Source organism: Citrobacter sp. ANG330 (assembly GCF_047467925.1).
GTDB classification, from domain to species: Bacteria; Pseudomonadota; Gammaproteobacteria; order Enterobacterales; family Enterobacteriaceae; genus Citrobacter_A; species Citrobacter_A amalonaticus_G.
Genome location: NZ_JASJUI010000006.1, coordinates 282594 through 308917, shown reverse-complemented (window position 1 = coordinate 308917; position 26324 = coordinate 282594). Strand labels below are relative to the sequence as shown.

General features: G+C 50.9%; 24 protein-coding genes, 1 tRNA gene and 1 rRNA gene. 6 read left to right on the top strand and 20 right to left on the bottom strand.

Annotation, left to right across the window (positions count from 1 at the left end; genetic code table 11):
* The first annotated feature begins 75 nt into the window (after nt 1-75).
* Together QNN88_RS15710 and rrf are read left to right on the top strand one after the other, a co-directional pair.
* A tRNA-Thr gene (locus QNN88_RS15710) sits at nt 76-151 on the top strand.
* A 40-nt stretch (nt 152-191) separates the two neighbouring features.
* Nucleotides 192-307, top strand: a 5S ribosomal RNA gene (gene rrf, locus QNN88_RS15705).
* A 106-nt stretch (nt 308-413) separates the two neighbouring features.
* Here the strand turns inward: rrf and QNN88_RS15700 are convergent.
* From QNN88_RS15700 to QNN88_RS15670, 7 genes are all read right to left on the bottom strand, one after another.
* Nucleotides 414-1172, bottom strand: a complete 759-nt coding sequence (locus tag QNN88_RS15700; RefSeq protein ID WP_414241018.1) for an amino acid ABC transporter ATP-binding protein — start codon at nt 1170-1172, stop codon at nt 414-416.
* Nucleotides 1173-1179: 7 nt separating this feature from the next.
* Nucleotides 1180-2283, bottom strand: coding sequence for an amino acid ABC transporter permease (locus QNN88_RS15695; protein ID WP_414241034.1), 1104 nt, complete (start codon nt 2281-2283; stop codon nt 1180-1182).
* A 9-nt stretch (nt 2284-2292) separates the two neighbouring features.
* Nucleotides 2293-3474 (bottom strand): amino acid ABC transporter permease, encoded by a 1182-nt coding sequence (locus tag QNN88_RS15690; RefSeq protein ID WP_414241017.1) that lies wholly within the window; start codon nt 3472-3474, stop codon nt 2293-2295.
* Between the two features lie 70 nt (nt 3475-3544).
* A complete protein-coding gene (locus QNN88_RS15685; RefSeq protein WP_414241016.1) occupies nt 3545-4570 on the bottom strand; it encodes an amino acid ABC transporter substrate-binding protein in 1026 nt (341 codons plus the stop codon).
* A 424-nt stretch (nt 4571-4994) separates the two neighbouring features.
* On the bottom strand, nt 4995-5216 hold the full coding sequence (locus tag QNN88_RS15680; protein ID WP_000825639.1) for a membrane protein: 222 nt from the start codon (nt 5214-5216) through the stop codon (nt 4995-4997).
* A 247-nt stretch (nt 5217-5463) separates the two neighbouring features.
* Nucleotides 5464-8577: an efflux RND transporter permease subunit gene (locus QNN88_RS15675; protein WP_414241015.1), complete on the bottom strand. Its 3114-nt coding sequence runs from the start codon at nt 8575-8577 to the stop codon at nt 5464-5466.
* A gap of 11 nt (nt 8578-8588) precedes the next feature.
* Nucleotides 8589-9752, bottom strand: coding sequence for an efflux RND transporter periplasmic adaptor subunit (locus QNN88_RS15670; RefSeq protein ID WP_414241014.1), 1164 nt, complete (start codon nt 9750-9752; stop codon nt 8589-8591).
* Between the two features lie 412 nt (nt 9753-10164).
* Between QNN88_RS15670 and envR the strand changes: the two genes are divergently transcribed.
* Nucleotides 10165-10812, top strand: coding sequence for an acrEF/envCD operon transcriptional regulator (gene envR, locus QNN88_RS15665; protein WP_414241013.1), 648 nt, complete (start codon nt 10165-10167; stop codon nt 10810-10812).
* A 40-nt stretch (nt 10813-10852) separates the two neighbouring features.
* Here the strand turns inward: envR and QNN88_RS15660 are convergent, their stop codons facing one another.
* The 8 genes from QNN88_RS15660 to QNN88_RS15625 all read right to left on the bottom strand — a co-directional run bounded on the left by QNN88_RS15660 (nt 10853) and on the right by QNN88_RS15625 (nt 17148).
* Nucleotides 10853-11017 (bottom strand): DUF2556 family protein, encoded by a 165-nt coding sequence (locus QNN88_RS15660; protein ID WP_414241012.1) that lies wholly within the window; start codon nt 11015-11017, stop codon nt 10853-10855.
* An 82-nt stretch (nt 11018-11099) separates the two neighbouring features.
* A complete protein-coding gene (gene yhdJ, locus QNN88_RS15655) occupies nt 11100-11984 on the bottom strand; it encodes an adenine-specific DNA-methyltransferase (protein WP_414241011.1) in 885 nt (294 codons plus the stop codon).
* 85 nt (nt 11985-12069) lie between these two features.
* Entirely contained in the window at nt 12070-12366 is a 297-nt protein-coding gene (gene fis, locus QNN88_RS15650) for a DNA-binding transcriptional regulator Fis (RefSeq protein ID WP_000462905.1), read from the bottom strand.
* Nucleotides 12367-12391: 25 nt separating this feature from the next.
* Entirely contained in the window at nt 12392-13357 is a 966-nt protein-coding gene (gene dusB, locus QNN88_RS15645; RefSeq protein WP_044327070.1) for a tRNA dihydrouridine synthase DusB, read from the bottom strand.
* Nucleotides 13358-13684: 327 nt separating this feature from the next.
* The gene (locus QNN88_RS15640) at nt 13685-14425 is read right to left on the bottom strand and encodes a carbonic anhydrase (RefSeq protein ID WP_414241010.1); all 741 of its coding nucleotides are present in this window, start codon (nt 14423-14425) and stop codon (nt 13685-13687) included.
* A gap of 146 nt (nt 14426-14571) precedes the next feature.
* A complete protein-coding gene (gene prmA / locus QNN88_RS15635) occupies nt 14572-15453 on the bottom strand; it encodes a 50S ribosomal protein L11 methyltransferase (protein ID WP_414241009.1) in 882 nt (293 codons plus the stop codon).
* A gap of 11 nt (nt 15454-15464) precedes the next feature.
* Nucleotides 15465-16916, bottom strand: a complete 1452-nt coding sequence (gene panF / locus QNN88_RS15630) for a sodium/pantothenate symporter (protein WP_414241008.1) — start codon at nt 16914-16916, stop codon at nt 15465-15467.
* Nucleotides 16906-17148 (bottom strand): YhdT family protein, encoded by a 243-nt coding sequence (locus QNN88_RS15625; RefSeq protein WP_414241007.1) that lies wholly within the window; start codon nt 17146-17148, stop codon nt 16906-16908. The genes panF and QNN88_RS15625 overlap by 11 nt, the downstream gene beginning before the upstream one ends.
* 578 nt (nt 17149-17726) lie before the next feature.
* Here QNN88_RS15625 and QNN88_RS15620 point away from each other — a divergent pair.
* Both QNN88_RS15620 and QNN88_RS15615 read left to right on the top strand, forming a co-directional pair.
* On the top strand, nt 17727-18419 hold the full coding sequence (locus QNN88_RS15620) for an oligogalacturonate-specific porin KdgM family protein (RefSeq protein WP_414241006.1): 693 nt from the start codon (nt 17727-17729) through the stop codon (nt 18417-18419).
* Between the two features lie 31 nt (nt 18420-18450).
* Nucleotides 18451-18888, top strand: a complete 438-nt coding sequence (locus QNN88_RS15615; RefSeq protein ID WP_414241005.1) for a DoxX family protein — start codon at nt 18451-18453, stop codon at nt 18886-18888.
* 91 nt (nt 18889-18979) lie between these two features.
* Here QNN88_RS15615 and accC read toward each other — a convergent pair whose 3' ends face one another.
* From accC to QNN88_RS15590, 5 genes are all read right to left on the bottom strand, one after another.
* Nucleotides 18980-20329 carry an acetyl-CoA carboxylase biotin carboxylase subunit gene (accC, locus tag QNN88_RS15610; protein ID WP_042998343.1) on the bottom strand — a complete coding sequence of 450 codons (1350 nt, stop codon included), beginning with the start codon at nt 20327-20329 and terminating at the stop codon, nt 18980-18982.
* Between the two features lie 10 nt (nt 20330-20339).
* Nucleotides 20340-20807: an acetyl-CoA carboxylase biotin carboxyl carrier protein gene (accB, locus tag QNN88_RS15605; protein WP_042998342.1), complete on the bottom strand. Its 468-nt coding sequence runs from the start codon at nt 20805-20807 to the stop codon at nt 20340-20342.
* A gap of 382 nt (nt 20808-21189) precedes the next feature.
* Nucleotides 21190-21789: a protein-methionine-sulfoxide reductase heme-binding subunit MsrQ gene (msrQ, locus tag QNN88_RS15600; protein ID WP_414241004.1), complete on the bottom strand. Its 600-nt coding sequence runs from the start codon at nt 21787-21789 to the stop codon at nt 21190-21192.
* A complete protein-coding gene (gene msrP, locus QNN88_RS15595; protein WP_414241003.1) occupies nt 21790-22794 on the bottom strand; it encodes a protein-methionine-sulfoxide reductase catalytic subunit MsrP in 1005 nt (334 codons plus the stop codon).
* Nucleotides 22795-22899: 105 nt separating this feature from the next.
* The gene (locus QNN88_RS15590) at nt 22900-23874 is read right to left on the bottom strand and encodes an MDR family oxidoreductase (RefSeq protein ID WP_414241002.1); all 975 of its coding nucleotides are present in this window, start codon (nt 23872-23874) and stop codon (nt 22900-22902) included.
* Nucleotides 23875-24079: 205 nt separating this feature from the next.
* On the opposite strand from QNN88_RS15590, the gene csrD reads away from it, so the two are divergent.
* Nucleotides 24080-26020 carry an RNase E specificity factor CsrD gene (gene csrD, locus QNN88_RS15585; RefSeq protein ID WP_414241001.1) on the top strand — a complete coding sequence of 647 codons (1941 nt, stop codon included), beginning with the start codon at nt 24080-24082 and terminating at the stop codon, nt 26018-26020.
* Nucleotides 26021-26324 lie beyond the last annotated feature (304 nt).

Here is a 26324-nt window from a genome sequence, read left to right as displayed (position 1 = left end):
AACGCCGTAGCGCCGATGGTAGTGTGGGGTCTCCCCATGTGAGAGTAGGGAACTGCCAGGCATCAAATTTAGCGTGCTGATATGGCTCAGTTGGTAGAGCGCACCCTTGGTAAGGGTGAGGTCCCCAGTTCGACTCTGGGTATCAGCACCACTTAATTAGGTTAAAGTTCGGCACAGTAGAAAAGAATTTGTCTGGCGGCTGTAGCGCGGTGGTCCCACCTGACCCCATGCCGAACTCAGAAGTGAAACGCCGTAGCGCCGATGGTAGTGTGGGGTCTCCCCATGCGAGAGTAGGGAACTGCCAGACATCAAACAAGTGAGAAGGCCATCCGAAAGGGTGGCCTTTTTGCGTTTACACGTCGAAAAAACAGTAGGCCGGGTAAGGCGAAGCCGTCACCCGGCAGAGCAAGCGATTAATGAATCACCTGAGACAGGAATGCACGCGTACGTTCTGACTTCGGATGCGCAAAGAACTCATCCGGCGGCGCCTGCTCAACAATCTCCCCGCGATCCATAAAGATCACCCTGTCAGCCACCGTTCTGGCAAACCCCATTTCATGGGTCACGCACAGCATAGTCATGCCTGATTGCGCCAGGCTAATCATCGTATCCAGCACTTCTTTCACCATCTCCGGATCCAACGCCGACGTGGGTTCATCAAACAGCATGATTTTGGGTTTCATACACAGCGAGCGGGCGATAGCCACACGCTGCTGCTGCCCCCCGGAAATCTGCCCTGGAAATTTATGCGCATGCTCTGCAATACGCACACGTTCCAGATAGTGCATCCCCAGCGCTTCGGCTTCTTTTATTGGCATCTTACGCACCCAAATGGGGGCCAGCGTACAGTTTTGCAGAACCGTTAAGTGGGGAAAAAGATTGAAGTGCTGAAAGACCATACCGACTTCCTGTCGGACACGTTCGATATTACGGATATCTTCATTCAGTTCGATACCATCAACAACGATACGGCCTTGTTGATGCTCTTCGAGATGATTGATACAGCGTATGGTGGTTGATTTTCCCGAACCTGAAGGTCCACATAATACAATGCGCTCTCCCTGTTTGACTCTCAGGTTGATATCCTTCAGAACGTGAAACTGTCCGTACCACTTGTTAACGTTTTCCAGCGTAATCATCGCGTCGGCAGGTTGTATTAATAGTTGGCTCATAGAATCCTCAGTGCGGTGTACGCCCGGTGTTAAAGCGCTTTTCCAGATGCTGGCTGTAGCGCGACATGCTGAAACAAAAAATCCAGTAAATCAGTGCGGCGAAGACATAACCTTCTGTCGACATCCCAAGCCAGGCCGGGTCAACGGTTGCTTGCTGTACGCTGCTGAACAGATCGAACAGGCCGATGATGATGACCAGACTGGTATCTTTAAACAGTGCGATAATGGTGTTGACCAGGCCAGGAATGACCATTTTTAAGGCCTGAGGAAGGATGACCAACCCCTGGGTTTTCCAGTACCCTAGCGCCAGCGACTCAGCCGCTTCGTATTGCCCTTTCGGTAACGCCTGCAATCCTCCGCGAACCACTTCCGCTACATAGGCCGACTGAAAAAGGATCACGCCAACCAGCGCCCGTATCAGCTTATCAATACTGATCCCTTCGGACATAAACAGCGGCAGCATGACCGAAGACATAAACAGGACGGTGATTAGCGGAACACCCCGCCAGAACTCGATAAACATGACGGATAAGATGCGGACGATGGGCATGTGAGAACGTCGTCCGAGTGCCAGTAAAATGCCTAAGGGTAGTGCTCCCGCGATCCCGACAGATGCGATGATTAAGGTCAGCGTCAGCCCACCCCACTGACGCGTTTCAACGCGCTCTAACCCGAGAAAGCCTCCATACAGTAAAAACCAGACAATGATCGGGTAGATCACGGCCCAGGCGGCGATATAGCGGCCGCGGCGCGGTAACGCTTTCCAGAACATCGGCACAATGGAAACCAACCCAATGATCAACGCCAGGCTAATACGCCAACGCTGGTCATGTGGATACAATCCATACATAAACTGCCCAAAGCGTTCATGAATGAACACCCAACAGGCACCCGCTTTTGTGCAGTCTGCGCGGGTAGAGCCTACCCAGTTGGCCTGCAGGAACGCCCAGTTCAGCAAAGGGGGAATTAACTCCCACATCAACCACAGACAGAACAGCGTCAGCAGGCTGTTTGACCAACTGGAAAAGAGGTTCTTCCGTACCCATACGACTGAACGACCAGGACCGGTACTGGCCGGGCGCATGGGATGAGACAGCAATGCTTTTGTCATCATGATTCCTTAGCGCTCAATGAGGGCAATTCGCCGGTTATAGATGTTCATCAGCAGCGAGATGCTCAGGCTGATGATCAGGTACACGGACATGGTGATGGCAATCGTTTCAATCGCTTGCCCTGTCTGGTTCAGTACCGTTCCGGCGAACAGCGAAACCATATCGGGATAGCCAATCGCGGCGGCCAGCGATGAGTTTTTAACAATATTCAGATACTGGCTGGTCAGGGGCGGAATAATGACTCGCAACGCCTGAGGAATGATGACCTGACGAAGGGTCACCGTATTGGGTAATCCCAGCGAACGGGCGGCTTCATGCTGCCCATAGGGGACGGCCTGAATGCCTGAACGAATGATTTCAGCAATAAACGCTGAAGTGTAGACCGACAACGCCAGCGTCAGAGCCGCCAGTTCAGGTATCAGTACCATTCCGCCACGGAAGTTAAAACCACGCAGTTCTGGTATATCCCAGTGCAGCGCTGCGCCAAACAGCCAGTGGGCGATAAGCGGTAGCAGCACAAGCAACCCTAACGCCGTAGGCCAGGTTTTACGTAACTGTCCCGTTTTCATCTGATGCATTTTATTGAAGCGGAACAGACCGACAGATAGCGCAATGGCAATCACCACAGAAAGCACAAAGGCGAGTAAACCTTCTCCCAACTGCGGTGAAGGAATATAGAGGCCCCGATTACTCAAAAAGACCATATCCAGCGCGTTGGCTGCCTGACGTGGCCCGGGAAGATTGCGCAGAACGGCGAAGTACCAGAAAAAGATTTGCAGCAGTGGCGGGATATTACGAAAGATCTCAATGTAAACCGTCGAGAGTTTACGCAGTAACCAGTTATCTGAAAGGCGCGCCAATCCGAGAAAGAAACCGAGAAAGGAAGCGAAGACAATACACAACGCGGAAACCAGCAGCGTATTGAGTAAACCTACCAGGAATACGCGTCCGTAAGTATCACCTTGTTCATAATCGATCAGGTGCTGGACAATGCCAAACCCAGCGCTACGGTCGAGAAATGCAAAGCCCGAGGTTATGCCGCGACTGCTTAAATTGTTAATCGTGTTATGAATGAGATAAAGAGCAACTGAGACGACCGCAAGGATGGCAAGGATCTGGAACAGCCAGGCGCGGACCGCAGGGTTCGAAAAAGAGAATGACCCTTTGATATTTGAGCGGCGATGGAACATAAGGAAAGCCTCGGTAACCATGACTCTGAACTGAGCGCCGCAGGTACGACGCTCGTTACATCACAACGTCTTAACGCACCGGCGGAGCGTACTGAATACCGCCGTTATTCCAGAGGTTATTCTGTCCGCGTTTGATCTTCAGCGGACTTTCCGATCCTACGTTGCGCTCAAAGATCTCAGCATAGTTACCTACTTGCTTGATGATGTTGTAAGCCCATTTATTGTCGAGCTTCAGATCTTTGCCGTAATCACCTTCTTTGCCGAGCAGGTGTGCCATATCAGGTGTTGCCGGGTTCGCCGCTTTCTCATCGACGTTCTTCGACGTTACCCCCATCTCTTCGGCATTCAACATGGCAAAAAGCGTCCAGCGCACAATAGAGAACCATTCATCATCGCCGCGACGAACAACAGGTCCCAGCGGTTCTTTCGAGATCACTTCCGGCAGGACAATCCACTCTGCCGGGTTGCTGAGTTTGATGCGCAGGGCATACAGTTGGGACTGATCGGAGGCAAGCGTATCGCATCGTCCTGATTCCAGCGCTTTTGCTGACTCATCTGAGCGGTCAAAAGTGACCGGCGTGTATTTCATGTTGTTGGCTTTGAAATAATCCGCCACGTTCAGTTCTGTATCTGTCCCCGCCTGGATACACACGGTGGCGCCGTCTAACTCTTTCGCGCTTTTCAGACCCGCTTTGTTGTGGGTCAGGAAGCCGATGCCATCGTAATAGGTGACCCCGGTGAAGGACATGCCCATTCCGGCATCTCGCGAGGAGGTCCAGGTGGTATTACGGGAGAGAAGATCGACCTCGCCAGACTGTAATGCGGTAAAGCGTTCTTTTGCGGTGAGTGGGGTATATTTTACTTTTGTATCATCTCCCAGGACGGCGGCGGCAACGCCACGGCAAACATCCACGTCTATCCCGGAGAATTTCCCATTGGCATCAGCGTAAGAAAAACCAGGAAGACCGTCACTGATACCGCATTGCACGAACCCTTTCTTTTTTACCGCATCCAGCGTTGTACCCGCATGTGCCTGACTGGCAACTGCAAGCAACACGCTGACCGTAGCCAGTGTGGCTATCATCATCTTTTTCATAATGCATCCTGTGTGGCAAAGAAATTATTGTTATAGAGAGACGTTCTGCAACGTCTTTAACCTGTCTGTGGCATTGGCCATACTCTTTTAAGCAAAGGTAATGCCAGGTTTTGCGTGCGAATATCCGACGCAATAAGCAGAGTGTAGACAGGAAAAAATAAACTCAGCGCCCTGAAATGGTGCGAAATTGAAACGTAAGCCACATTTTGGAGCAAAATATTTTAAATAATGCTCCCGGAATGAAATAACGGTTTCGGGCGTGAATATCGAGGAGGTGAGTATTGAAAGATAAATGAGAAAAAGAAGGGGCTGGATGTTATTGATAATAAAAATGTAATGGAATGCTCATTTTTCAACACTTTTTATGATATGAAAAACGATGATTTTAGGCTAAGAGCGCGGCAGGTACCGCGCGCTTAAAAGGTTATTTCGACAGTGCGATGATCCCCATCGTCAGGCCGGCCACAGCGGCGGCTCCGCCAGCAATGGCGCCCGCTGTCTCCCAGTTATCCTGAGTCGTTCCTTTCATACAGGTATTGGTATGAACGAGACGCCCCTGATCATCGTAAACCGGAACGCAGGGAGAATCGTGTGCACAGCCCGCCAGCAATGCGGTGAGCAATGCCACTGGAATTAATCTTTTCATAGTGTTACCTCAAAAATAATCGTTCCGCTAAATGCAGCAACAGAGAATGCTGGCGCTTTGCGGATACGAAATGAATTTTACCACCACTTAAAAAAAGACTGGCATATGGAATAATCTCAATTCATGTTGTTTGTAAAAATAATGGAGGAGTGAATTTTGTATTGCGCAGAATAAATCACTATCTGTTTAATAATTAAAGAAAGATATTGAAAGGATAAAGGCGTCCCTCGACGCCTTTATTTACACTTTAACTCTGAGACTTTTTAAACCGGCCTCTGACGACGACAAAGAATACCGGGACAAAGAAGATGGCCAGCAATGTTGCCGTCAGCATCCCTCCCATTACGCCAGTGCCGACAGCATTCTGGGCCCCGCTCCCCGCTCCCCGACTGATAACCAGCGGCATTACGCCGAGGATGAATGCGAGCGAGGTCATCAGAATAGGGCGCAGGCGCATGCGAGCCGCCTCGAGCGTTGCTTCTATCAGACCCCGACCTTCTTTCTCCATCAGGTCCTTGGCAAATTCCACAATGAGAATGGCGTTTTTCGCGGAAAGCCCAATCGTAGTTAACAGTCCAACCTGGAAATAAACGTCGTTATTGAGTCCACGCAGAGATGCCGCCAGAAGCGCGCCCACCACACCGAGCGGGACAACCAGCATCACCGAGAACGGAATGGACCAGCTTTCATACAGTGCAGCAAGACAGAGAAACACGACGATCAGTGAGATGGCATACAGTGCTGGTGCCTGATTGCCCGACAGACGTTCCTGATAGGACATTCCTGTCCAGTCATGACCGATGCCATTGGGTAATTTTGACGCGAGATTTTCCATCAATGCCATCGCCTCGCCGGTGCTTCGTCCTGGTACTGCCTCACCCAACAATTCCATCGATGGCATGCCGTTGTAGCGTTCCAGGCGCGGAGAACCATACACCCAGCGGGCAGAGCTGAAGGCTGAGAAAGGCACCATCTCGCCATTGGCACTGCGAACGTACAGATTGTTGATGTCTTCAGGCAGCATACGGAATTTCGCCTCCGCCTGAACATAGACTTTCTTCACACGCCCGCGGTCAATAAAATCGTTAACGTAGGAACCACCGAGTGATGCAGAGATCGTTTCGTTAATGTCTGACAGCGCAACGCCAAGCGCTTGTGCTTTTTCCTGATCTACGTCCAGCTTGAACTGCGGGGAATCCTCCAGACCGTTAGGTCGAACACGCACCAGCAGGTCAGGATGCTTAGCCACCATGCCCAGGAGCTGATTACGGGCTGATGTTAGCCCGGCGTGCCCCAGCCCACCCTGATCAATGAGCTCAAAATCGAAACCGGTCGCCGTGCCCAGTTCAATAATCGCCGGCATGTTGAAGGGGAAGACCAGCCCATCCGGGATCTGACTGAACGCACGAGTCGCACGTGCAATCACCGCTTCGGCGCTATTTTCCTTGCCGCTACGCTCATCCCAGGGTTTGAGGCTGATGAACGCCAGACCCGCGTTCTGTCCCTGCCCGCTAAAGCTAAAACCGTTTACTGTAAATACACTTTCAACATTCGCTTTTTCGTTATTCAGGTAGTAATGCGTCACCTGATCCAACACTTTTTGAGTGCGTTCCTGAGTTGCCCCGGCAGGCAACTGAATCATGGTCATGAATACGCCCTGATCTTCTTCAGGCAGGAAGGAGGTTGGAAGACGGAGAAACAGTACCGCCATACCGATGACGATCAACAGATAGATAAGCAGATAGCGTCCGGTATTGCGCACAATGCCACTAACGCTGTTGGTGTAATGGTTGACGCTGAGGTCAAATTTGGCATTAAACCAGCCGAAGAATCCTGCTTTCTTTTCGTGGTGTTCGGCGGACAGCGGCTTAAGCAACGTGGCGCAAAGTGCTGGAGTCAGGATCAACGCGACCAGAACGGAGAGCGCCATCGCGGATACGATGGTGATGGAGAACTGTCGGTAAATGGCGCCCGTGGAGCCGCCGAAAAAGGCCATTGGGATGAAGACGGCAGACAATACCATTGCGATGCCAACCAGCGCCCCCTGGATCTGCGACATGGATTTTTCCGTTGCCTCTTTGGGCGACAGCTTGTCCTCCATCATCACACGTTCAACGTTTTCCACCACCACAATGGCATCATCAACCAGCAGGCCGATCGCCAGCACCATCCCGAACATCGTCAGGGTATTGATCGAGTAGCCAAACGCCGAGAGCACCGCAAATGTACCCAGCAGCACAACGGGAACCGCAATCGTCGGAATGAGCGTCGCGCGAATATTCTGTAAAAACAGATACATCACGAGGAAGACCAGGACGATCGCTTCGAACAGCGTTTTTACCACTTCGTGAATGGAGATCTTCACAAACGGCGTGGTGTCATACGGGTAAACCACTTTCATCCCTTGCGGGAAAAAAGGTTGTAGCTCAACGAGCTTAGCTTTGATCGCTTTAGCGGTATCCAGGGCGTTGGCGCCGGTTGCCAGTTTGATCCCGAGGCCAGCCGCTGGCTTACCGTTAATTCGGGCGACAACGTTATAGTTTTCTCCCCCCAACTCGATACGTGCGACATCTTTAAGGCGAACGACAGAGCCATCACTGTTTACCCGTAATGTGACTTTGCCGAATTCTTCAGGATCTTTAAGACGCGTCTGCGCAATGATAGAGGCGTTCAGTTGTTGCCCCGGTAGAGCAGGTGTTCCGCCCAACTGACCGGCTGCGATCTGGTCGTTCTGCACTTTCAACTGATTGATGACATCAACCGGCGTGAGCTGGTATTTGTTCAGCAGGTTGGCATCCAGCCAGATACGCATCGCATACTGTGCGCCAAACAGTTGTACGTCACCCACTCCACTCAGGCGGCTAATCGTATCTTTCACATTTGAGGCGACGTAGTCGGAGATATCGTCCTGGGTGGTTTGCGGGTTATCAGAGACGAACCCAGCGACCAGCAAGAAGCTGCTGCTCGACTTTTCAACGCTAATACCTTGCTGTTGGACTTCCTGAGGGAGTAACGGCGTCGCTAACTGCAATTTATTCTGTACCTGAACCTGGGCGATGTCGGGGTCAGTGCCGGACTGAAAGGTTAACGTAATGGTCACGCTACCCGCAGAGTCGCTGGTGGAGGACATATACATCAGGTTATCGATACCGTTCATATTCTGTTCGATAACCTGAGTGACGGTATCCTGCACCGTTTGTGCATCCGCCCCAGGATAGGTCGCGGAAATGGCTACCGCAGGCGGTGCGATAGTCGGATATTGCGCAACAGGCAGTTGCATAATCGCCAGGGCTCCTGCCAGCATCAGAATGATGGCCAGTACCCAGGCAAAGATCGGACGTCTGATGAAAAAGTTTGCCATATCCGGTGACCTTATAGCGTGGTTTTCGCCGCTGGGGGAGTGGCATCCGTGGTGGTTTTCACTGTCATGCCGGGATGGGCTTTTTGTATGCCGCTGACGATCACCTGATCGCCGGGTTGTAAGCCTTCGCTAATCAGCCATTTGTCGCCGATGGCCTGTGACGCGACAACGGCGCGTGGCTCAACCTGATTTTGGTTATTGACGATCAGTACCGTCGCATCACCGCGAGGCGTACGCGTCACGCCCTGCTGGGGAATCAGAATAGCCTCAGGCTGAATGCCTTCGTCAATACGCGCGCGAACAAACATCCCTGGCAGCAGAGTATGCTGCGGGTTCGGGAATATGGCGCGAAGGGTGATGGAACCGGTGCTTTCATCGACCGTGACATCAGAGAATTGCAGCGTCCCTTTCAGGGGATACACCGTGCCATTTTCCATTACCACCTGGACGTTGCTGCGAGCGCTATCCTTATGCAGACTACCCTGTTCAACGGACTGCTTAAGTCGCATAAAGTCGCTGCTGGACTGTGTGACATCGACATAGATAGGATCGAGTTGCTGCACGGTAGCCAGTGCTGTCGCCTGACCGTTGGTTACCAGTGCGCCTTCGGTGACGCTGGATTTACCAATACGGCCAGCGATCGGCGAGGTGACTTTGGTGTAAGCAAGATTAATGCGTGCGCTTTCAACAGCGGCTTGCGCTGCGATAACCGCCGCATCGGCCTGGCGCGCATCCGCAATCGCCTGGTCATATTCCTGTTGGCTAATGTATTTTGTGCCTACCAGCGGAACATAGCGCTTAACCGTCAGATGGGCGATGTTGGCAGCGGCTTCACTTTTCGCCAGTTCCCCTTTTGCGCTGTCGTAATTCGCCTGATAAGTGGCAGGATCGATTTGATACAGCGACTGCCCGGCCTCAACATCACTGCCCTCGGTGAAATTCCTTTTGAGAATAATACCACTGACCTGTGGACGAACCTCTGCGATGCGGAATGCCGAGGTGCGTCCTGGCAGTTCGGTGGTGACCGCTAATGGTCCGGCAGTGACCACATGAACCATCACCTGCGGTTCAGCAGCCTGAGTGTGCTTATCGCCCTGATCGTTACATCCGGCAAGTAACGCAGCAGAGATGAGGATAAATGAGGGCAGGAGTGAAAACCTGACATGTTTCATCATTACTGTTCCTTAAAAACCAATAGCTCGTTATTTACCGGATAACGGTAAGGCGATAACGTGCACGCAAGAATAATAGTTGGCTATCCTACAAATTATTAGCGTGCGATGTAAGTAATACTTATTTTATGGGCTGTTTGACGGCACGTAAAAACAAAAAAAAGAGACGGTCTTATCTTTTCCTCTGCTTTTTTTGTCATGTTTTGTTGTGGCTGAATATGTTTTGAAATATACATTTGCACTGTGAATGTATTCATTCATTTTATTTGTTTTGTTTATCCGTTTTCGTATTTTGTGCTGAGGCGATCTATTTTTATTTCAGCTATGAACGGTTGAAATGATACAGTTCTTTTTCATCGACAATTCTGAAACGTCGTATTCGTGTTTTTTAATTCTCCTCCTGATGCGATAACCTATGGCGAAAAGAACAAAAGCCGACGCCCTGAAAACGCGACAACATTTGATTGAAACAGCAATCATTCAGTTTGCCACACGAGGTGTCAGCAACACGACACTTAATGATATTGCGGACGCAGCCCTCGTGACACGGGGCGCTATCTACTGGCATTTTGCCAACAAAACGCAACTCTTCAATGAACTCTGGCAGCAGCAACCGCCATTACGTGATCTTATTCAGGATCGGTTAACTTCCCGTGTTGGCGATAATCCCTTACAGCAACTGCGTGAGAAGCTCATCGCAGGGTTGCAATATATTGCAGAAATTCCCCGGCAACAGGCTTTATTACAAATTCTATATCATAAATGTGAATTTCATGAGGGAATGATATCAGAACAAGAAATACGCGAGAAAATTGGTTTTAGCCAGAAAGGACTACGTGACGCATTGCAGGCGAGTATGGCTGAAGAGTTGATTTCCCGGACGCTGGATTTAGACGTCGTCTTAATTATTATTCACGGTAGTTTTAGCGGTGTTGTGAAAAACTGGTTGATGAATGACACCCGCTACGATCTTTATCAGCAGGCCCCGGCGCTGGTGGATAATGTATTAAGGATGTTAATTCCTGATGGAAATGTGAAACAATTAGCGCCGAAAAAAGGATGACATACCTATATAACGATTTCTTCTGTTTATCAATCGCTCGCTATTGCAGATCGTTACAGTTGACCAACTTGAGTGGATTGACAGAATCCATATTGCGGCATTTATCGACTTCCGTGGTGATCAGTTCAATCCACTGAATCAGTAATGCATCAAAAAGGAATACGGAGACGGCAAACACAACCAGCCACCAATACTTACGAATCATTGTCCAATCCTGTGTATTCATGCCCATGCGTGGAGGAAATATACACGAAAAACGCGAGCTGAAAAGCAGGCTTACAATGCTTTTACTTTGCTGTGATCTTCGCCACATCCGACGCCGTTCGGCTCTTTTTCGACAGGTTTTGGGTCTTTCTCTTTTTGACTTTCCTCAGCTCTTCGACAGCGTAGTGTGAACGGATGTTGAGACGTCTGAGTCCCATCTTCACATACTCATCATTAACTTCAATGCCGATGAATTTACGTCCCAACGCCACGGCCATAGCGCCTGTTGTAAAGCTACCCGCGAAGGGATCCAGCACCGTATCACCAGGATTTGAGGAGGCCAGAACGATCCGCTTTAACAGAGCGATGGGTTTTTGCGTCGGATGGTTTTCATATTCATCCATCAAATAACGCACGCGGGGAAATTCCCAGACGTTGCCCGGCACTTTTTGTGTGTTGTAAGGCTGCGGAGGGTTTTTACGATAGTCAATCAACGCTCTTTTCGCACCGGTTTTGGTCTCAACCAGAATGGCGTCACTGTTGAAGGTGTACTGTCGGGCATCTTTGACCATCATCAGGATCGGTTCATACATTGAGCCAAAGAATTTCTTCGCCTGCACGCCCGAACTGTCATAAGACCAGACGATCCGGCTTTTGATGGTAAACAGCGTTCGGCATTTGAGATCAATATGCGGCATGTTTTCGGTACTGTTCATGATGTACATCGTGCCCTGTTTTTTCAGTACCCGATGGCACTCCTCAATGCAGTTGAACAGCCAGGCGAGGAAAATGTCCTCATCCCAGGACTCCACCATACCATCAAAATTTTTTCCGATATTGTAGGGCGGGTCGGCAAAGATTAAATCGACGCTGTCAGCGGGGAGTTTTTTGAGTTCTGTCAGCGCATCTCCGTGGATGATCGACGCGGATTCATCACCAAAATACTGGGGTTCACAACGTGAGTTCATATCTGCTCCACAAAAGAGACGTATAAAAAAGGCGCTTCCCCATGCCGAGTAGCGCCTTTTTAAACAAGCAATTAGCTAATCGAGATTAGTTCATGCCGTATTTTTTCAATTTTTTACGCAGCGTACCACGGTTGATGCCCATCATCAGAGCAGCACGGGTCTGGTTACCACGGGTGTATTGCATCACCATGTCCAACAGGGGCTGTTCTACTTCAGCCAGTACCAGCTCATAGAGGTCATTAACATCCTGACCGTTCAGTTGAGCAAAATAGTTCTTCAGTGCCTGTTTAACCGAGTCACGCAGGGGTTTTTGGGTTACCTGATCCTGAGAGTTAACGGTAGAAACGGTCAGTACGTCAGAATTTACGCGTTGTTCGAACATAGTTCTGTCAGCTCTTTATTTCTGTTTACGCAAAATTTTCGAAGTATGCCTCCAACGCCTCCAGCTGTTCGCTGGCATCCTCAATGGCGTTGAATGTGCGCCGAAACTGGTCATTTGGAGCGTGCTCCTGGAGATACCAGGAGACGTGTTTACGCGCGATTCGGTACCCTTTTGCCTGGCCATAAAAGTCATGCAGTTCCCGAACATGCGCACAAAGCAAGCGCTTAACCTCTGCCAGAGGCAGGGGGGATAGCAACTCCCCAGTGTCCAGATAATGCTGGATTTCCCGAAAGATCCAGGGTCTTCCCTGAGCTGCGCGGCCTATCATCAGGGCATCAGCCCCCGTATAGTCAAGCACAGCTCTGGCTTTAAGCGGGTCAGTAATGTCACCATTCGCGATAATCGGAATGGAAACTTTCTGCTTAACTGCCCGAATACTGTCGTACTCAGCGTCTCCATTGAACAAACAAGCACGGGTGCGTCCATGAATGGTCAGAGCCTGAATGCCACAGTCTTCAGCCAGTTGGGCAATCTCTACGCAGTTACGATGTTCCGGAGCCCAGCCGGTGCGAATCTTTAGGGTTACAGGAACGTCCACAGCATTAACCACCCCGGTTAGTATCGACTTCACTAAATCCGGGTATTGCAAGAGGGCTGAACCTGCAAGCTTGCGATTCACTTTTTTAGCCGGACACCCCATATTGATATCAATAATCTGGGCGCCGCTTTCCACGTTAATCCGTGCGGCATCGGCCATCTCAACAGGGTCGCTACCGGCAATTTGCACCGTGCGAATTCCTGGCTCATCAACGTGCACCATCCGTAAACGGGACTTGTCGCTTTCCCAAACTTGCGGGTTAGACGACATCATCTCGGATACGGTCAACCCGGCTCCCATCTCATAACACAGCGTCCGAAAAGGTCTGTCAGTGATGCCAGCCATGGGCGCTGCGATCAGGCGATTTCTAAGCTGGTATTGTCCGATGCGCATGAGTTAAGAAATGACCATACTGTGACTGCAAGGCGGCGTATATTACGCATTTTTTTCACGAGATGAAAGGCCAAACTTTGACCAATCCTCTGCGGTGGATCAAAGAATCGCCGGTAAAGTCAACGCCATAAAATAATTAGCCATATAAATCATTGCATTACAAAAAAGCGACGAAAATCTGCACGCATATAATTTTGCATAACTTCTCATTTTTTCTTCGCGGCGGTGGGAGATAACAAGATAATCTGCTGAATTAATCAGCAGATTATGGTGACTTAATGTGACAATGCTCTCATTTCAGCAGATGATTGCGCAACGCATCAGCCATTACTCAACCACGACACGACCATTCAGCGGCTGGGTCGGGCGATTGTTGTCATGATGCATCGTATGGCTGAATTTTTCTAACTGTGCGGCGGAAAGTGTCAGAGGATGCTTGAGGACAATCCAGGTCACCCCTTCAGAGCAAGGAGGCGTGGTCAGAGAGCCGCTGAAGCGCCAATACATCTTTTCTGCAGGCAGCAGAGCGTTCAGATCCATTTGCGTCGTCACATTAACGTTCTGCTCGGCTTTTTCGGGCATGGTCGCCCACAGTTTATCCAGTTCGGTATTCGCCGCGCCTTTATCAAACATGACCGCAACAACGGCCACCGCACCATTAGCGTCTTTATGTACGAGGTGCATTTCCATTGCGTAATGCTTTCCATGAACCGTATTTTCGCTTGGGGCATGGAAGTGGAATTGCTGCAACGTAAAGGGTTTTCCGTCAATGGTGATGGTATCGGCGGTCGTATTCTTCAATCCGGCCTGAATTGTGTGGCCATTGTTAATGAGAGTGATGGGGCCGTCAGTGTAATGGGTTTTCAGCGGTGTCAGATGCGCATTTAGCGACTGGTCGATGTTAACAGGTGACTGATTCATCCCTGTCTGGCAGGTTTTATACTCTTCACTGAGTGCGCCCCAGTGCGCTGGGGCGCCTTCTCCTTCATAGCTCCAGTGTGACGCCATTGCGGTGGATGACATGATGCTTAACGTGAGAAGGGTCGCCTTGCTCAAAGAATGGTTCATGAAATTCTTCCAATGAATAAAATAGATTTTTATAGTTGTAAACTCAATGAGTTACGCGTCTATTTTACCGTAGGAGAAGACGTGGCAGGAGTGGGCGAAATGCTGAAAAACGTGGCCGGTAGTACGGCCACGTGCAAGAGACAGGGTTATTTCTTACGGCCTGTGATTCGACACCACTCTTCTTTCTCAACCACCGGATCGAGAGCGAAGAGATCGGCATAGGCTTCACAAACACTCTCCGCCTGGCTGGCAAGGATACCGGAAAGCCCCAGCAGGCCGCCTGTAACGGGCAGGACGCTGATTAATGGGGCCAGCTCGCGTAATGGGCCAGCCAGAATGTTGGCGACCACCACATCGGCTTTCATGGTCTCTGGCTGATCCTGCGGCAGGTAGAGTTCCAGACGTTCTGACACGCCGTTACGCTGGGCGTTATCACGGCTGGCCTGAATCGCCTGCGGGTCGATATCGATACCGATCGCTTTCGCCGCGCCCAGTTTCAGTGCGGCAATCGCCAGGATGCCGGAACCACAACCGAAATCAATGACGGTCTTACCGGTTAAATCGAGGCCGTCGAGCCACTGCAGGCACAGCGAGGTGGTGGGATGAGTACCGGTACCAAATGCCAGGCCGGGGTCGAGCATCACATTGACGGCATTTTCATCCGGCACGTCGCGCCAGCTTGGACAGATCCACAGGCGTTCGCCAAAACGCATGGGGTGGAAATTATCCATCCACTCGCGTTCCCAGTCCTTATCTTCTAGTTGTTCGATTTTATGAGCGAAACCGGCGCCCAGCAGCGGATGGTGTTCCAGGATGGCGACGACTTCTTTCATATCGGTTTCTGCATCAAACAGACCGATAACGTCGGTGTCGCCCCAAAGACGCGTTTCGCCCGGTAAGGGCTCAAAAACCGGTGTGTCGTGCGTATCCTGAAAAGTGATGGATACGGAGCCCGCTTCCATCAGGGCATCGCTCAACGCTTCCGCGTTACCGCCCGTCGTATTCAGTTTTAATTGGATCCATGGCATGGCAAAACTCTTTATTTATCAGTAGTCAATACAGCAGCTTGCGGGGCAGGAGAACCGAAACGGTTTCCGACCAGGAAAGCCAGCAAACTTAGCAGTAACGAGGGCACAATCGGGTGAAAACCCAGGTACTGAACGTTAAAGGTGGCGAGAATCGCGTACAGCACGCCGCCGACAATCATCGCACTCAATGCCCCTGTCGCATTCGCGCGCTCCCAGTAAAGGCCAAGCACCAGCGGCCATAAGAACACCGCTTCCAGGCCGCCAAACGCCAGCAGGTTCAGCCAGATAATCATCTCTGGCGGTTTCCAGGCAGCAAGTAAGAGCAGCGCACCCAGAAGCAGTGTAATCACAGCCGACATCCGCTTGAGCCGCCTCTCATTTTGCAATTGCTCGGGACGAAGATTGAGATAGAGATCTTTAATGATCGTAGCGGAACTTTGCAGCAACTGGGCGTTGATGGTCGACATAATGGCCGCCATTGGCGCAGCGAGGAAGATCCCGGCGGCGAAAGGCGGCAGCACTTTGACCATCAGCGTGGGGATCACCAGATCCGGCACCGTCAGGTCAGGGATCACCGCACGACCCAGCGCGCCCGCAAGGTGCATGCCGAACATCAGGATCGCCACCACAATCGTGCCGATAATGATGCCACGGTGCACCGCTTTGCTGTCTTTATAAGAGATACAGCGTACCGCCGTATGCGGCAGGCCGATCACACCAAAGCACACCAGCACCCAGAATGAGGTCATAAAGGTCGGAGACAGAATATCATCGGCGCCCTGTGGTGAAACCAGTTTCGGGTCGATAGCGTTTAAGGTCTCTACGGCATGGCTCAGGCCTCCCGCCGCATGCACGATACCGATTAACAGCACAATGGTGCCAATCAGCATCACCAGTCCTTGCATGGTGTCGTTAAGTACGCTGGCACGAAAGCCGCCAAACGCGGTATACAGCGCAATGCTGATACCGAAAATCAGCAGGCCTGTTTCATAGGGAATTCCTGCCGCGGTTTCCAGCAGGCGTGCGCCGCCAATGAATTGCACGGTCATGGCGCCAACAAACGCCACAAGCAGACTGAGGCTCGCCAGCCAGACCAACAGACGGCTCTGGTAGCGGGCAAAAAGCATATCGTTGAGGGTAACAGCATTATAGCGGCGGGCAAGAATGGCGAATTTCTTGCCGAGGATCCCCAGCGAAAGCCATACGGCGGGAAGCTGAATCATCGCCAGCAACACCCATCCCAGTCCATATTTATACGCTGCGCCCGGTCCGCCAATAAACGAACTGGCGCTGATATAAGTGGCGGTCAGGGTCATCGCCAGGACGATGCCGCCCATGGAACGGCTACCCAGAAAATATTCGTTCAGGAAGGTGCCGGTTTGCCGCTTACGCATCGCGTAAACAGAGAGGCCGAAAACCACGATCAAATAGGCTACCAGAGGCAGAATGACTTCAAGCTGCATCGTCATCCTCCAGGGGAATATCACGATAGATAAATTTCACCATCGCCCAGCACAGCAAAATAAAGATCAGCGGCGTCAGCAGGCAGGCCACTTCAAACCAGTGCGGCAATCCTGTTACACCCGGCGTCACTCCGGGTATGTAAGCCGCCGCTATCCAGGCGGCCAGATAAAGAAGGGTCAGCCACAGCGCCCAACGCGCCTCTTTATGGGCCTGAACAAAACGGTTGTCCATTTTTTGTCCCTTGTCGAAAAAGAAAGCGGGGATTGTACCTTAAGCCGCAGGTTTGGGGGGAGAGAAAGGTGGTGCTGGACGAGCAATCTTACCCGCCGGGATTAAGGCGGCAAAAATAAGAGCGATCAATTTATCAGAACGAATGCTTCTGAAAATTAACTATTTCCATTTTGATTTTATTATCTCTGTTACAGGTAATAATATTGATTACTCTCACTTTTATTTAAAGATGAATATTGAAAAAGAGATATCCCTCCTCATTCATTAATAATGAAAGCACTAACGAAATATTATTAAATGATATCGCAATAAGACTCGATGGTTATAGAGTAGATGAATGACTTGTAATCTTTTAATGGCTATTTATATGGATATTTTCTTATGCGTCTTATTTTGTTTGTCAGATCTCATATTTCGTTATTAACCGCAATTTACAGAGTGATATAACAATAATATTCTTAACCGGCGCTGAGCCTGTTCTCGGGCTTTCTGAGTATGTCAATTCATAGTGATATCGCCTTTTCTTTATTCTGTCGGAGACGGAAAGGTCTTTTTGCGTTTATTCATGGACTTATTATATGAAATTAAATAAGAGAATAAGTATTAGTGCCGTGGCAATACTGGTTAGCTGCAATGTTCTGGCAGCTGAATCTGTTATCGATTTACGTCACGACTACTTCGATGACGGGAAAATCAATAAAGATCGTATCTATTTTGCACATCGCTTTGATAACCAATTCGGGTTTTCTGTTGAAACCCGTTATAAATCAAGTGGTGATGATGCAAACGAGCCTTTTAATGAATTAGATAATAATGGTAGTGAAGCGACTATCAGCTATCGCTACTTCATCAACCCCAAAATGTATCTGATCCCTGCTTTTAATATTGATAGTAATTCGGGTAATACTGTCTATAAACCTAACCTGTTACTTGGCACTGTATTGGGTAATGGTTTTTATCTTAATCTGCGCTACCGCTATGATTATACCTTGCAGAATAATGAAGCTCTGAATAATAAAGCAACAGGGCGTTATGATACATGGCTTGGCTATAAGACAGGTGCATGGAAGTTTGAATACAACTTTGTTTACTTGCATGCTAACACCGATATTTATAATGAAAGCCATGCCGACTATGAGCATGATATGAAGATTGCATATTCTGTCACCAAAAACTGGGCGCCTTATATTGAGATAGGGAATGTTTCTGTCAACAGATTGCAGGATGACAGGCAAACACGTTTCCGGATAGGTTTCCAGTATACCTACTAAAGAGAAAAGGGATGAAAGGGAGTTGTACAGAATGTTAAAACAATGGGATGAAGTATTTCATCGATATACTAATAATCCGGATGCGGCAAAATTAATACTGCGGGTTGTTTTTGGCGGACTCATGCTATTTCATGGCGTAGCGAAAGCGAAACACGGACTTGGCGCAGTCGTGTTTCTGCTGGAATCTCACCATATGCCGGCTTTTATCGCATGGGGATCGTTCATCGGCGAAATAGTCGCGCCGTTAATGCTGATTCTCGGTGTCATGACACGTTATGCGGCGGCAATTTTTACCTTCACGATGCTGTTTGCGACATATCTGGTGATGGACGGTAAAGTATTGGCTCTGACGCCTCAGGGAGCATGGGCTCTGGAGTTACAGGCCATTTATCTGTGTGGTGGGCTTTGTATGCTTTTTCTTGGCGGTGGAAAATATTCCGTAATGTCTGAATTTTCTTCTCGTCGGTAAAAAAGAGAAAGCCTGAAAAGTCGGGCCTTTTAAGAAGACTTGTCGATATAAAAAATGGGCTCTTGCGAGCCCATTTTGCTGTACACGAGAATTACTTCTCAGTGAGGCCGAGCTTTTTCTCCAGATAGTGGATGTTAGTACCACCTTGCTGGAAGTGCTCGTCGTTCATGATGCGTGTCTGCAGATCAACGTTGGTTTTAATACCGTCGATGATCAGTTCCTGCAGCGCGTTTTTCATACGGGCAATCGCTACATCGCGGGTTTCGCCGTAGCAGATAAGCTTGCCGATCATGGAGTCATAGTATGGCGGTACAGTGTAACCGGCATAGATATGCGACTCCCAGCGCACGCCAAAACCGCCAGGCGCGTGGAAACGGGTGATTTTACCCGGGCTTGGCAGGAAGGTGTTCGGGTCTTCGGCGTTGATACGGCATTCCACCGCATGGCCTTTGACCTGCACTTCTTCTTGCTTGATCGACAGCGGCTGGCCAGCAGCAATGCGCAACTGTTCTTTGATCAGATCCACACCGGTGATCATTTCAGTAACCGGATGTTCAACCTGAATACGGGTGTTCATTTCAATGAAGTAGAACTCGCCGTTTTCGAACAGGAACTCAAAGGTGCCCGCGCCGCGATAGCCGATATCCACACAGGCTTTCGCACAACGCTCGCCAATGAAGCGGCGCAGTTCCGGGGTAATACCCGGTGCCGGTGCTTCCTCGACGACTTTCTGGTGACGACGCTGCATAGAGCAATCACGCTCAGCCAGATAAATCGCGTTACCCTGACCGTCTGCCAGCACCTGAATTTCGATGTGGCGTGGGTTCTCGAGGTATTTCTCCATATAAACCATGTCGTTGCTGAAAGCCGCTTTCGCTTCCGCTTTGGTCATGGAGATGGATTGCGCCAGTTCGGCATCGCCGCGTACTACGCGCATACCGCGACCGCCGCCGCCGCCGGACGCCTTGATGATAACCGGATAGCCGATGCGTTTTGCATGGGCGCGGTTAGCATCCATATCGTCGGTCAGCGGGCCGTCAGAACCTGGTACAGTCGGGACGCCAGCTTTCTTCATCGCGGTGATGGCAGACACTTTGTCACCCATCAGACGGATGGTGTCCGCTTTCGGGCCGATGAAGATAAAGCCAGAGCGTTCAACCTGCTCAGCAAAATTGGCGTTCTCAGAGAGGAAGCCATAACCCGGATGAATCGCTACCGCGCCAGTGATTTCAGCGGCGCTGATGATAGCCGGGATGTTCAGATAGCTTTTTACGGACGGAGCCGGACCAATACAAACCGTCTCATCCGCCAGCAATACGTGTTTTAAATCGCGATCCGCGCTTGAGTGCACAGCGACAGTCTTGATACCCAGTTCTTTACAGGCACGAAGAATTCGCAATGCAATCTCGCCGCGGTTGGCGATAACAATTTTATCCAGCATGTTCGCCTCGTTACTCGATGACGACCAGCGGCTCGTCAAATTCTACCGGTTGACCACTTTCGACCAGAATGGCTTTCACGGTACCTGATTTGTCCGCTTCGATCTGGTTCATCATTTTCATGGCTTCAACGATGCACAGGGTATCGCCTACATTGACTTTCTGACCCACTTCGATGAACGCTTTAGCGTCCGGGCTCGGGGTGCGGTAGAAAGTACCAACCATTGGGGAACGTACGATGTGACCACTGATTTCTGCCGCGGCGGCTGCCGGCGCTTCTGCTGCCGGAGCAACTGCGTTAGACAGAGCAGGTTGCTGCTGCATCATTGGTGCAGCGTAGGCTTGTTGCATCACCGGGAAGCTACCTGCTGGCGCTGCGCGGCTGATGCGTACAGACTCTTCGCCTTCAGAAATTTCCAGTTCGGAGATGCCTGATTCTTCAACCAGCTCGATCAGTTTTTTAATCTTACGAATATCCATGAGTGGGTTCCGTACTCTTTGTTTAGTGTGATTGTGACAGGCATTAAGCGCTGTCTGTAAAGCGTGAGTCCCGATGGCAAAACGGCTTCTGCCTGCCAGGACGCCGGTATATTCCGTCTCAACGAGATATGTGAGACTTGTCGGTTAACATGCAGCGATTTGCGGCAATCCTCCGGCAAAAAACAAAATATACCTTCAATGCTCGATTGTCACCTTTTCAGCGGTCTAAAAATGCCGTCCAGGGAGCCAAGGTCGCACATTATAATGATTTCGTAGCAATTGGCAGCTAAATACTGGTCTTATCAGGGAAGATAATCAACCGCTAACACACAAATAACATCCTGGTCTCTGCATTTTGCAACCGGGTGCACAGTTCGCTGAACTAGCGCCACCACTGGCGAAACTTCTTGTAACGGCAGGCCAAAAGCAGCAGTGCGAGCAGGGCATAAATGATGGGTTGAGGCGACAAAATCTTCACCGACCACAGATAATGGATCGGTGCCAGGATCGCCACCAGATAGACGAAATTGTGCAAAAGATGCCAGCGTTTACCCAGTTTTCGTTGTGCAGCCTGCGTTGACGTTAGCGTCAGCGCGAGCAGGATGAGCCAACTGATGATCCCAAGCGTCAAATAGGGGCGCGTAATTAACTCTCGCCCCAACAACCCGAGATTATGGATACCTAACTCCAGCAGCGCGTAACTGGTCAGATGCAGCGTGGCCCAGGCGAAACACCATAACCCCAGCAGACGTCGGGTACGTATCAATAATGGCTGTTTAGCGTAGCGCGCGAGCGGCGTGACCAGCAAGGCGGCGAGTAAGAATTTCAGAGCCGTCCTACCGGTGAAATGCTGGATATCTTTCACCGGATCGGCACTTAACCCGCCCGTGTTGATCGCCCAAAACAGCCAGATAAAGGGTAATAATCCTGCCAGATGTAGCAGCACTTTTAGCCAGGTCACCTGTTTTGCACTTAGCCGCACTTAGAAATTCTCCCGTAAATTCAAGCCGCGATACAGCGAGGCCACTTCATCGGCATAGCCGTTAAACAGTAGGGTGGGTTGCCGTTGGACATCCAGAATCCCGCCTGCGCCGATAAACCGTTCTGTAGCCTGCGACCAGCGCGGATGATCGACATGCGGATTCACGTTAGCGTAAAAACCGTACTCATCGGCAGCGGCAAGATTCCAGGTAGTAGGGGGGCGTTCGCGAGTCAGTTTGATGCTGACGATCGACTTTATGCCTTTAAAGCCATATTTCCACGGTACCGTCAGGCGAATGGGTGCGCCGTTTTGTGGCGGCAACGCTTTACCATAAACGCCAACGGTCAGCAGCGTTAGCGGATGCATAGCCTCGTCCAGCCGTAATCCTTCGACGTAGGGATATTTTAATCCGCCGCCAATAAAGCGATCTTTTTGTCCTGGCATATCGTCTGGTGCATAGAGCGTCTCAAACGCCACATATTTTGCATTGCTGGTGGGCTCGACGAGCGCCAGCAGCTTATGTAAAGGAAAACCAATCCACGGCACCACCATCGACCAGGCTTCGACGCAGCGCATCCGGTATATGCGTTCTTCTAAAGGAAAGCGAGTGGTCAGCGCATCGTGATCCAGGGTTAATGGTTTGGCCACTTCGCCGCTGATTTTTAGCGTCCAGGGATCGGTTTTCAGGCTGCCGGCATTGGCGGCAGGATCGGCTTTATCCAGACCAAATTCATAGAAATTGTTATAGCCGGTGACCTTATCTTCTGGGGTTAACGGCAGTGTATTTTGCCACTCCTGCGGTTTGCTGAAGTCCAGTGGTTTTCCGGAGGGGGCGGGGGGACGATCGTTGCCTTTGAACCAGCTCAGGAGATCGGCCTGTGCGGATATCGGCAGCGACAGCGCGGCAGCCCCTATCCCCAGCGCTTTCAGCACCTGGCGGCGATGCATAAAGAAAGCCGATTCAGCAGTGACATCGGCTTCGGTAAGAGGATGTAATTTCTTCATAACAGACTCCCGGCGGACCTATAACGCGTAGTTACTATGGCAGGGAGTCTGTCAGCGCGCAGCGAAATTTCGTTAATTAAGTGTAAATTTCTGCGGCGTCTGCGTTTACTTCACTTTAACCAGCGTACGGCCCTGTATCTGGTTATTGATGATGGCATCGGCAAACTTCGGTGCATCGGCCAGCGAAATTTCCGTCGCCGCCTGCGCGTAGAACGATTCCGGCAAGTCATTCACCAGGCGCTGCCAGGCCTGAGCACGGCGCGCCGGTGGCGTCATGACGGAATCCACCCCTTGCAGGCGAACGTTGCGCAAAATGAATGGCATCACCGTCGTTGGCAGGGCAAAACCGCCCGCCAGGCCACAGGCGGCCACACAGCCACCGTAGTTCATTTGCGCAAGTACTTTTGCCAGCACTTTATCGCCCACGGTATCGATCGCCCCGGCCCACAGCTGTTTTTCCAGTGGACGAGATTCGGCGAACTCATCACGGCCCAGAATCCGGCTTGCGCCCAACTGACGGAGATATTCATGGGTACTTTCGCGTCCTGACACCGCAACAACCTGATAGCCCAGCTTATGTAACAGAGCGACCGCGGTGCTGCCTACGCCGCCGCTGGCGCCGGTGACCACGATTTCACCGTCTTGCGGACGAATGCCGGCCTCTTCAAGCGCCATCACGCACAGCATGGCGGTAAACCCTGCGGTGCCGATCACCATCGCTTTACGGCTGTCCAGCCCTTTTGGCAGCGCAACCAGCCAGTCCGCTTTCACACGTGCCTGTTCTGCCAGACCACCCCAATGATTTTCGCCAACGCCCCAACCGGTCAGCAACACTTCCTGACCTGCATGAAAACGCGGATCTTCGCTGGCCCGGACGGTGCCGGCAAAATCAATTCCAGGAATCATCGGAAAGTTGCGGATGATTTTTCCTTTTCCGGTGATGGCGAGCGCATCTTTATAGTTCAGACTGGACCAGTGGACATCCACCGTGACATTGCCTTCCGGCAACTGACTTTCTTCAAGCGTCTGCACGGATGCCAGGGTTTTACCGTCCTGCTGTTCTAAGATCAAAGCCTGCATAACCTGTCCTCAATTTTGCATGGTGGTTGGAAAATGACTTCTGAAGACTATACTCGCTAATTGAAACATGAAGCCGATGCAACGCAATAAATTGCCAGATACACCTGATTTGGTAGTATGCACTCACTCTTTGCGCAACCGGACGAATTTTGCGTTTGGTTAAGCAGTTTCGTGTCGCAATTCAACCGTCGGAGTTAACTCAAGGATGCGATTAACGACGAAATTCTCAGCTTTTGTCACGCTGCTCACCGGGTTAACAATCTTTGTGACCCTGATTGGCTGCTCGCTGAGCTTTTATAACGCCATCCAGTACAAGATGAACCATCGTGTCCAGGCGGTGGCGACAGCGATTGATACGCATCTTGTCTCACACGATTTCAAGCAGTTATCGTCGAAAATTGACGAGCTGATGGTGTCAGCGGACATCGTGCGCGTCGATTTGCTGCAGGGCGATAAGATCATTTATAGCCAAACCCGCAGCAGCAGCTATCGTCCGGTCGGTACCAGCAATCTGTTTCGCGAGCTCTCGGTTCCGCTGATAAAGCATCCGGGAACGACAATGCATCTGGTCTATCAGGATCCGATGGGCAACTATTTTCATTCACTGATGACCACTGCGCCACTGACGTTGGCCATTGGCTTTATTGTGCTGATGTTGTTTCTGTCGGTACGTTGGCTTCAGCGTCAACTTTCGGGTCAGGAACTGCTGGAGATTCGTTCGACGCGGATTTTGAATGGCGAACGCGGAGCCAGCGTGCGCGGTACTGTCTACGAATGGCCGGCGCGCACCAGTAGTGCGCTGGATATGCTACTGGCTGAAATCCAGAGCGCCCAGGAGCAGCGGAGTCGTCTCGATACGCTGATTCGCTCTTACGCCGCACAGGACACCAAAACCGGCCTTGGCAATCGACTCTTTTTTGATAACCAACTGGCGACGCTGCTGGACGATCAGGAAAAAGTGGGTGCGCATGGTGTGGTGATGATGATTCGTCTGCCGGACTTTAACCTGCTGCGTGACAGCTGGGGGCGTAACCTCGCCGAAGAAGAACTGTTCAGTCTGATTAATTTACTGTCCACCTTTATGATGCGTTATCCGGGGTCACTGCTGGCGCGCTACCATCGTAGTGATTTTGCTGTCCTGCTGCCGCATCGCACCCTGAAAGAGGCAGAAAGCGTGGCTGGACAACTGTTAAAAGCGGTTGATGCGCTTCCGACGAATAAAATCCTCGACCGTGACGATATGATACATATTGGCATTTGCGCCTGGCGTAGCGGGCAGTCGACCGAACAGGTGATGGAACATGCGGAAGCGGCGACCCGCAACGCCGTGCTCCAGGGCGGGAATAGCTGGGCGGTGTATGACGATTCGCTGCCGGAAAAAGGACGTGGCAACGTACGCTGGCGCACACTGATTGAACAGATGCTCAGCCGCGGCGGCCCACGAATTTATCAGAAACCCGCCGTCACCCGGGACGGGCATGTTCATCATCGGGAACTGATGTGTCGCATCTTTGACGGTAATGAAGAGGTCAGTTCGGCGGAATACATGCCGATGGTTTTACAATTCGGTTTATCAGAAGAATATGACCGTTTACAAATAAGCCGTGTCATACCGCTGTTGAACTACTGGCCAGAAGAGAATCTGGCCATGCAGGTGACGGTGGAGTCGCTCATTCGCCCGCGTTTTCAGCGTTGGCTGCGTGATACCTTGATGCAGTGTGAAAAATCGCAACGAAAACGCATAATTATTGAACTTGCAGAGGCGGATGTAGGTCAACACATCAGCCGGTTGCAGCCCGTCATCCGTTTAGTGAATGCATTGGGTGTTCGGGTTGCTGTCGCGCAGGCGGGTTTAACGCTGGTGAGTACCAGCTGGATTAAAGAACTCAATGTGGAACTGATTAAGCTCCATCCGAGCCTGGTCCGGAATATTGAGAAGCGAACGGAAAACCAGTTGCTGGTTCAAAGCCTGGTGGAGGCGTGCTCAGGCACCAGCACCCAGGTTTACGCAACAGGCGTGCGTTCGCGCGGTGAGTGGCAGACGCTGACAGCGCGTGGTGTTTCGGGTGGACAGGGGGATTTTTTTGCAGCCTCCCAGCCGCTGGATACCAATGTGAAAAAATATTCTCAAAGATACTCGGTTTAACCTGCCGTTTGTTCAGTTTTCACGTAGAATAACGCGCGCTGTGCCTTCTTGGGGGTGTGCTTGTCTGCTCGCCATTTTGTAACAGCACGCATGCAGGTGAATGACCTTAAACCGGTTGCAAATGAGGGCGAGGATTGCTGCTGAAGTGCTCAGCCCTGAGGGACTCAGGTAGAGATTTGTAACAGAGGAAACGAACTGCACTAATTTTCACCGTAGCAGATGATTTTTGCGCCTTGTCGCTGCTGCGTGTGGTTGGTAAAGTAAGCGGATTTTGTTTTCCGCCCCAGCTTTCAGGATTATCCCT

Bases quoted from the DNA above. Each gene is read 5' to 3' on its own strand.
- QNN88_RS15700 (WP_414241018.1), bottom strand. From the start codon at position 1,172: ATGAGCCAACTATTAATACAACCTGCCGACGCGATGATTACGCTGGAA.
- QNN88_RS15695 (WP_414241034.1), bottom strand. From the start codon at position 2,283: ATGACAAAAGCATTGCTGTCTCATCCCATGCGCCCGGCCAGTACCGGT.
- QNN88_RS15690 (WP_414241017.1), bottom strand. From the start codon at position 3,474: ATGTTCCATCGCCGCTCAAATATCAAAGGGTCATTCTCTTTTTCGAAC.
- QNN88_RS15685 (WP_414241016.1), bottom strand. From the start codon at position 4,570: ATGAAAAAGATGATGATAGCCACACTGGCTACGGTCAGCGTGTTGCTT.
- QNN88_RS15680 (WP_000825639.1), bottom strand. From the start codon at position 5,216: ATGAAAAGATTAATTCCAGTGGCATTGCTCACCGCATTGCTGGCGGGC.
- QNN88_RS15675 (WP_414241015.1), bottom strand. From the start codon at position 8,577: ATGGCAAACTTTTTCATCAGACGTCCGATCTTTGCCTGGGTACTGGCC.
- QNN88_RS15670 (WP_414241014.1), bottom strand. From the start codon at position 9,752: ATGATGAAACATGTCAGGTTTTCACTCCTGCCCTCATTTATCCTCATC.
- envR (WP_414241013.1), top strand. From the start codon at position 10,165: ATGGCGAAAAGAACAAAAGCCGACGCCCTGAAAACGCGACAACATTTG.
- QNN88_RS15660 (WP_414241012.1), bottom strand. From the start codon at position 11,017: ATGATTCGTAAGTATTGGTGGCTGGTTGTGTTTGCCGTCTCCGTATTC.
- yhdJ (WP_414241011.1), bottom strand. From the start codon at position 11,984: ATGAACTCACGTTGTGAACCCCAGTATTTTGGTGATGAATCCGCGTCG.
- fis (WP_000462905.1), bottom strand. From the start codon at position 12,366: ATGTTCGAACAACGCGTAAATTCTGACGTACTGACCGTTTCTACCGTT.
- dusB (WP_044327070.1), bottom strand. From the start codon at position 13,357: ATGCGCATCGGACAATACCAGCTTAGAAATCGCCTGATCGCAGCGCCC.
- QNN88_RS15640 (WP_414241010.1), bottom strand. From the start codon at position 14,425: ATGAACCATTCTTTGAGCAAGGCGACCCTTCTCACGTTAAGCATCATG.
- prmA (WP_414241009.1), bottom strand. From the start codon at position 15,453: ATGCCATGGATCCAATTAAAACTGAATACGACGGGCGGTAACGCGGAA.
- panF (WP_414241008.1), bottom strand. From the start codon at position 16,916: ATGCAGCTTGAAGTCATTCTGCCTCTGGTAGCCTATTTGATCGTGGTT.
- QNN88_RS15625 (WP_414241007.1), bottom strand. From the start codon at position 17,148: ATGGACAACCGTTTTGTTCAGGCCCATAAAGAGGCGCGTTGGGCGCTG.
- QNN88_RS15620 (WP_414241006.1), top strand. From the start codon at position 17,727: ATGAAATTAAATAAGAGAATAAGTATTAGTGCCGTGGCAATACTGGTT.
- QNN88_RS15615 (WP_414241005.1), top strand. From the start codon at position 18,451: ATGTTAAAACAATGGGATGAAGTATTTCATCGATATACTAATAATCCG.
- accC (WP_042998343.1), bottom strand. From the start codon at position 20,329: ATGCTGGATAAAATTGTTATCGCCAACCGCGGCGAGATTGCATTGCGA.
- accB (WP_042998342.1), bottom strand. From the start codon at position 20,807: ATGGATATTCGTAAGATTAAAAAACTGATCGAGCTGGTTGAAGAATCA.
- msrP (WP_414241003.1), bottom strand. From the start codon at position 22,794: ATGAAGAAATTACATCCTCTTACCGAAGCCGATGTCACTGCTGAATCG.
- QNN88_RS15590 (WP_414241002.1), bottom strand. From the start codon at position 23,874: ATGCAGGCTTTGATCTTAGAACAGCAGGACGGTAAAACCCTGGCATCC.
- csrD (WP_414241001.1), top strand. From the start codon at position 24,080: ATGCGATTAACGACGAAATTCTCAGCTTTTGTCACGCTGCTCACCGGG.